Annotated in this window: 5 protein-coding genes; 4 read left to right on the plus strand and 1 reads right to left on the minus strand. The window is 62.8% G+C overall.

All coding sequences use genetic code 11. From position 1 onward, the window contains the following. On the minus strand, positions 1-924 hold the full coding sequence (locus AB5Y54_RS09400; protein WP_010675998.1) for an AraC family transcriptional regulator: 924 nt from the start codon (positions 922-924) through the stop codon (positions 1-3). A gap of 118 nt (positions 925-1,042) precedes the next feature. Here AB5Y54_RS09400 and yqhD point away from each other — a divergent pair, with 118 nt between their 5' ends. The 4 genes from yqhD to AB5Y54_RS09420 form a co-directional block, all read left to right on the plus strand. After that, complete coding sequence (yqhD, locus tag AB5Y54_RS09405) at positions 1,043-2,203, plus strand: alcohol dehydrogenase (protein ID WP_368153503.1); 1,161 nt, start codon at positions 1,043-1,045, stop codon at positions 2,201-2,203. Positions 2,204-2,709: 506 nt separating this feature from the next. Beyond that, on the plus strand, positions 2,710-4,236 hold the full coding sequence (locus AB5Y54_RS09410; protein WP_025202523.1) for a Re/Si-specific NAD(P)(+) transhydrogenase subunit alpha: 1,527 nt from the start codon (positions 2,710-2,712) through the stop codon (positions 4,234-4,236). 11 nt (positions 4,237-4,247) lie between these two features. Further along, positions 4,248-5,732, plus strand: a complete 1,485-nt coding sequence (gene pntB / locus AB5Y54_RS09415; RefSeq protein ID WP_010675995.1) for a Re/Si-specific NAD(P)(+) transhydrogenase subunit beta — start codon at positions 4,248-4,250, stop codon at positions 5,730-5,732. A 114-nt stretch (positions 5,733-5,846) separates the two neighbouring features. Next, a partial coding sequence (locus tag AB5Y54_RS09420) for an IS1595 family transposase (protein WP_368153273.1) occupies positions 5,847-6,524 on the plus strand: 678 nt, incomplete at its 3' end.

A 6,524-nucleotide genomic window follows, 5' to 3' on the forward strand; every position in this document is an offset into this window, starting at 1 on the left:
TCATCCCTCCACGATACGCAGTTGTCCCGAGCGGAAGCGTGCCGCGTGCTCGCTCGGGGTGTTGCCAAAGAAGCGTTTGTATTCGCGGCTGAACTGGGAGCCGCTCTCGTAGCCTACCTTGTCCGCCGCCACCCCGGCCTTGAGGCCGTCGTGCAGCATCATCAGCCGCGCCCGGTGCAGGCGCAGGGTCTTGATGTACTGCAGGGGCGAGGTGGCGGTGGCCGCCTTGAAGTGGTGGTGGAAGGCCGAGACGCTCATGTTCGCCTCCCGGGCCAGCTCCTCCACCGTCAGGTTCTCGGTAAAGCGCTGCTCCATGATACGCAGCACCCGGGCGATCTGGCTCACCTGGCTGTGACGGCTGGCCATGGCCAGCAGGGCGGGGGCCCCCCCTTCGTGCAGGGCGTGGAACAGGATCTCGCGCACGATCTGGGGCCCCAGCACCCGGGCGTGGAGCGGCTTGTCCATCACGTCGATGAGGCGCTCCACCGCGCAGAGCATGGTCTCGGAGAGGGGCACGGAGACCACGCCGCGACCCGGCTCCGCCGGGGCGGGGGCCGCGTCCCCCATCTCCAGCAGCAGGGCCTGCAGCGCCGCCACGTCGATCTCCACCGAGAGCCCCACCAGAGGGGATTCGGGGGAGGCGAAGCACTCGCACTCGCAGGGCAGCGGCAGGGTCATCATCAGGTAGTGCTCGGGGTCGTAGCGGAAGGTGAAGTCCGAGAGATAGCCCACCTTGTGCCCCTGCAGGATGATGATCATGCGCGGGCGGTAGAGCACCGGGATGCGGTCATGATGCTCCGTGGTGTAGATGAGGTGCACGCCGGGCACGGGGGCGGCGGTGATCCCCGGGTGGGGTGCCAGGGCGGCGAGTCGGCTGGCGAGGGCGGACTGGTGGGTCGCCGCGATGGGCTGATTTGTACTCATTTATCCATGCTCAGTAGAAATAGGCAAGAAATCGGCAGAAAGCTCCCTTGATGGTAGGGGGTTATAAGAGAAAAATGCAACCCATACTTTACCGACTACGACCACCCCGGGAGATCCCATGAACAACTTCATCCTGCACACCCCCACCAAGGTGCTGTTCGGCAAGGGCCAGGTGGCCCAGCTGCGCGGCCAGATCCCGGCCGACGCCCGCATCCTGGTCACCTACGGCGGCGGCAGCGTGGTGCGCAGCGGCCTGCTGGACCAGATCCGCCGCGAGCTGGCCGGCCTGACCCTGTTTGAATTTGGCGGCATCGAGCCCAACCCCACCTACGAGACCCTGATGGGCGCCGTCGAACTGGCCCGCGCCGAGAAGATCGACTTCCTGCTGGCAGTGGGTGGCGGCTCCGTGCTGGACGGTTCCAAGTTCATCGCCGCGGCCGCTCACTACGATCCGGCCAGGGATCCCTGGCACATCCTCGAGACCGTCGGGGGCGAGGTGGCCTCCGCCATTCCCCTGGGCAGCGTGCTGACCCTGCCGGCCACCGGTTCCGAGATGAACATGGGCGCCGTCATCACCCGCAAGAGCACTGGGGACAAGCAGCACTTCTTCTCTCCCTTCGTGATGCCGCGCTTCGCCGTGCTCGACCCCGTGCTCACCTACACCCTGCCCGCCCGTCAGGTGGCCAATGGGGTGGTGGATGCCTTCATCCACACCCTGGAGCAGTACCTCACCTACCCGGTGGATGCCAAGGTGCAGGATCGCTTCGCAGAAGGGCTGCTGCTGACCCTGGCGGAAGAGGGGCCCAAGGCGCTGGTGGAGCCGGAAAACTACGACGTGCGTGCCAACATCATGTGGAGTGCCACCCTGGCACTGAACGGCCTGATCGGAGCCGGTGTACCCCAGGACTGGGCCACCCACATGCTGGGCCACGAGATCACCGCCCTGCACGGTCTGGACCACGCCCAGACCCTGGCGGTGGTGCTGCCCGCCCTGCTGCAGGCCAAGCGCGAGCAGAAGCGCGCCAAGCTGCTGCAATACGCCGAGCGGGTCTGGGATCTGCGCAGCGGCAGTGACGAGGCGCGTATCGACGGTGCCATCGCCGCCACCCGCGACTTCTTCGAGCGGATGGGGATCAAGACCCGGCTGCGGGATTACGTGGCCGACGCCCGGATCGACGCCCTGCTGGCCAAGCTCGAAGAGCACGGCATGACCGCCCTGGGTGAGCACGGCGACATCGACCTGGCCCAGAGCCGGCATATTTATGAGGCGGCCTGGTAAGCAGAGCGCGCCTGAAACGGGCCCAAGGCCCGGTTGCACCAGGGGGCCCGAACCCGCCAGCAGGCGGGGACGCGGCCCCCTGAACGTTGCAAAATGGTTACTTTTTCCCTTTTCATCTCATCAGATGAGCCAACGGCAGATTTCGTAAGAACAAAAAACGCTAAGGTAGAGGCCGGGTTAAACATTTTTTTTGACTGGTTGGATCACTTTTTTCAGCGCTTTTTGCTGTTATAAGCCCCTAATTTGGTTTGTTTTTTTTAATCATGGTCCGGGATGGGCTGAATTCTGTACCCGCCCGCCCGGGGCCGTGGTTGTAATAAAACTCCAAAATTTGATACTAATCATCCTCGCGCCTGAAAAGCGGGGGCCTGACCGTGACAGGAGGTCGAGGTGAAGCCTGCTGATTTTCATAACAAAGGGCCCGTGACCTGCACTTTGATCATGCCTTGTCCCCTCAGACATGAGAGACTTGGCGATGATTGTTTATTAACCATCAGGGAATAGTCATGCAGATTGGAATACCGAGAGAGAGTCTCGCCGGTGAGACCCGGGTCGCAGCGACCCCGGCCACTGTCGAGCAGCTGAAAAAGCTCGGCTTCGAGGTTGCCATCGAGGCCGGTGCCGGCCTGCGAGCCAGCTTCGATGATGCCGCCTTCGAGGCTGCCGGTGCCAGCGTGGTACCGAACGTCTGGCAAGCCGACCTTGTCTTCAAGGTCAACGCGCCGACCGAGGCCGAAATCGCACAAATTAAGGATGGTGCCACCCTGGTGAGCTTCATCTGGCCCGCCCAGAACCCCGAGCTGGTCAAGAAGCTTTCCGAGCGCAACATCAATGTGATGGCGATGGACATGGTGCCGCGGATCTCCCGTGCCCAGTCCCTCGACGCCCTCTCTTCCATGGCCAACATCGGTGGCTATCGCGCCGTCGTGGAAGCCGCGCACCAGTTCGGTCGCTTCTTCACCGGCCAGATCACCGCCGCCGGTAAAGTTCCGCCCGCCAAGGTGCTGGTCATCGGTGCCGGTGTGGCCGGTCTGGCCGCCATCGGGACCGCCGGTTCCCTCGGTGCCATCGTGCGTGCCTTCGATACCCGTCTGGAAGTGGCCGAGCAGATCGAGTCCATGGGTGGGGAATTCCTCAAGCTGGACTTCGGCGGCGAAGATGGCGCTTCCAGCGACGGCTACGCCAAGGTGATGAGCGAAGAGTTCATCAAGGCCGAGATGGCGCTGTTCGCCCAGCAGGCCAAGGAAGTGGACATCATCATCACTACCGCCCTGATCCCGGGCAAGCCGGCACCCAAGCTCATCACCAAGGAAATGGTGGACAGCATGAAGCCGGGCTCCGTCATCGTGGACATGGCGGCCCAGGCCGGCGGCAACTGCGAATACACGGTACCGGGTGAACTGCATGTCACTGACAACGGCGTCAAGGTGATCGGTTACACCGATCTGCCGGGCCGCCTGCCTGCCCAATCCTCCCAGCTCTACGGCACCAACCTGGTGAACCTGATGAAGCTGATGTGCAAGGAGAAGGACGGCAACGTCGCCATCGACTTCGAAGACGTGGTGCAGCGCAACATGACGGTGGTCCAGGCCGGTGAAGTGACCTTCCCGCCCCCCGCCATCTCCGTCTCTGCCGCCCCGCAGAAACCCGCTGCCGCCAAACCGGCCGCCAAGAAGGAAGAGGCCAAGCCCTCCAACAAGAAGTTCGTGTTCGGTGCCCTCGGCATCGCCGCCTTCGGTTGGGTGGCTGCCGTGGCGCCTGCCGCCTTCCTCTCCCACTTCACCGTCTTCATCCTGGCCTGCGTGGTCGGTTACTACGTGGTGTGGAACGTCTCTCACGCCCTGCACACGCCGCTGATGTCGGTCACCAATGCCATCTCCGGCATCATCGTGGTCGGTGCGCTGTTGCAGATTGGACAAGGGTCGACCCTGGTCACCGTGCTGGCCTTTGTCGCCGTGCTGATTGCCAGTATCAACATCTTCGGTGGCTTCACCGTCACTCAGCGCATGCTGAAGATGTTCCGTAAGGATTAAGGGGGTTTAACGTGTCTCAAGGACTGGTAACAGCATCCTATATCGTTGCCGCCGTGCTCTTCATCCTCAGTCTCGCGGGACTGTCGAAGCAAGAAACGGCCAAGCATGGCAACCTGTTCGGTATCGCGGGGATGGCCATCGCCCTGCTCGCCACCGTCTTCAACCCGGAAACCAGTGGCGTCCACTGGATCATCCTGGCCATGGCCATCGGTGGCGCCATCGGCGTGCGTCTGGCCCTCAAGGTCGAGATGACCGAGATGCCCGAGCTGGTGGCCGTGCTGCACAGCTTCGTGGGCATGGCAGCGGTGCTGGTGGGCTTCAACAGCTTCATCGATCTGCATCCCTCCGCCCCCGCTGAAGTGGTGGTCTCCGTCGGTTCCAACCTGGATGCGACCCTGGCAGCCGCCCGGGCGGCATTCGAGCAGGCGGCAAGCGTCGCCCAGGTCGAGCACCTCTCCGGCGCCATGCTGAACATCCACCTGGTGGAAGTGTTCCTGGGCGTCTTCATCGGTGCCGTGACCTTCACCGGTTCCGTGGTTGCCTTCGGCAAACTGCGTGGTCTCATCTCCTCCAAGCCGCTGATGCTGCCGCACCGCCACAAGCTGAACCTGCTGGCCGTGGTGGTCTCCATCGCGCTGATGATCCACTTCGTCAACGCCGGTGGCTCCACCTTCGCCCTGCTGGTGATGACCCTGATCGCCTTCGCCTTCGGCTGGCACCTGGTCGCCTCCATCGGTGGTGCGGACATGCCGGTGGTGGTCTCCATGCTGAACTCCTACTCCGGTTGGGCGGCGGCGGCGGCGGGCTTCATGCTCTCCAATGACCTGCTGATCGTCACCGGTGCCCTGGTGGGTTCCTCCGGTGCCATCCTCTCCTACATCATGTGCAAGGCGATGAACCGCTCCTTCATCTCCGTGATCGCCGGTGGCTTCGGCTCCGACGGCGTGGCTTCCACCGCCGAGCAGGAGCTGGGCGAATACCGCGAGACCAACGCCGAAGACGTGGCCGACATGCTGAAGAACGCCAGCTCCGTCATCATCACCCCGGGCTACGGCATGGCGGTGGCGCAGGCCCAGTACCCGGTGGCCGAGATCACCCAGAAGCTGCGTGATCGCGGCGTCAAGGTGCGCTTCGGCATCCACCCGGTGGCCGGTCGTCTGCCTGGTCACATGAACGTGCTGCTGGCGGAAGCGAAAGTCCCCTATGACATCGTGCTGGAAATGGACGAGATCAACGATGACTTCGCCGACACCGACGTGGTGCTGGTGATCGGTGCCAACGACACCGTCAACCCGGCCGCCATGGAAGATCCGGGCAGCCCCATCGCCGGCATGCCGGTGCTGGAAGTGTGGAAGGCGCAGAATGTCATCGGCTTCAAGCGCTCCATGAACACTGGCTACGCCGGTGTCCAGAACCCGCTGTTCTTCAAGGAGAACACCCAGATGCTGTTTGGCGATGCCAAGGCCAGCGTCGAGGCCATCCTGAAGGCGCTGTAAGCGTTGACCGGATGAGACAAAAAGGGGGCTTCGGCCCCCTTTTTTTAGGCGCTGTCCCAATTACATGTTGAAAGGCTAACCTTGAAGTAGGTCATCACCCTGAGGGCCTCCATCATGGATACCCAAGCCTTTCAACATCTACTGTCTCTCTTTCCACAGCTCACCATGCGCCAGCGTCGCCTCGCGCAACATGAACTCACTACCCCTCACCCAATCACCTCGCTGGCCGCTCAACTCCCCGCTTGTCGATGTTGCCCTCACTGTCAGGCCGAGGCTACGCAGTTGGCTCCCTGGGGTTGGAGTCGAGGGCTGCGTCGTTATCGCTGCAAGCAGTGTCTGCGCACCAGTTCCGTTCTCACCAAGACGCCTCTGGCTCGACTTCGCAAGGCACAATGCTGGGAAGACTACGCCCAGGCCCTCATCGACGGTCTGACCGTCCGACAGGCTGCCGTCCGCTGCGGAGTCTGTAAAAACACCGCCTTCTTGTGGCGTCACCGCTTCCTGAAAGCCATGGCGAGTCACCAGGCGGCACGGGAAGGGGGTATCGTCGAGGTTGATGAGACCTTCTTCTTGGAGTCGTTTAAAGGGCAACGTGGTTTGCCCCGCCCGGCCCGCCACCGTGGGGGCAAAGGCCGTACCCGAGGCACAGGGCCGGATTACATCCCGGTGATGGTGGTTCAGGACCGGGCTGGTCACCATGCGGATTTTCAGTTGGAGAAAATGAATGCCGAGACGGTGATAGCTGTTTTGACACCCCTTGTCTCGTCAGATGCGGTGTTGTGTAGCGACGGC

The sequence above is a fragment of the Aeromonas sp. s9 genome, from assembly GCF_040907765.1.
Classification (GTDB): Bacteria; Pseudomonadota; Gammaproteobacteria; order Enterobacterales; family Aeromonadaceae; genus Aeromonas; species Aeromonas caviae.

Coding starts and splice junctions, on each gene's coding strand:
- AB5Y54_RS09400 (WP_010675998.1), bottom strand. CDS start 924: ATGAGTACAAATCAGCCCATCGCGGCGACCCACCAGTCCGCCCTCGCC.
- yqhD (WP_368153503.1), top strand. CDS start 1,043: ATGAACAACTTCATCCTGCACACCCCCACCAAGGTGCTGTTCGGCAAG.
- AB5Y54_RS09410 (WP_025202523.1), top strand. CDS start 2,710: ATGCAGATTGGAATACCGAGAGAGAGTCTCGCCGGTGAGACCCGGGTC.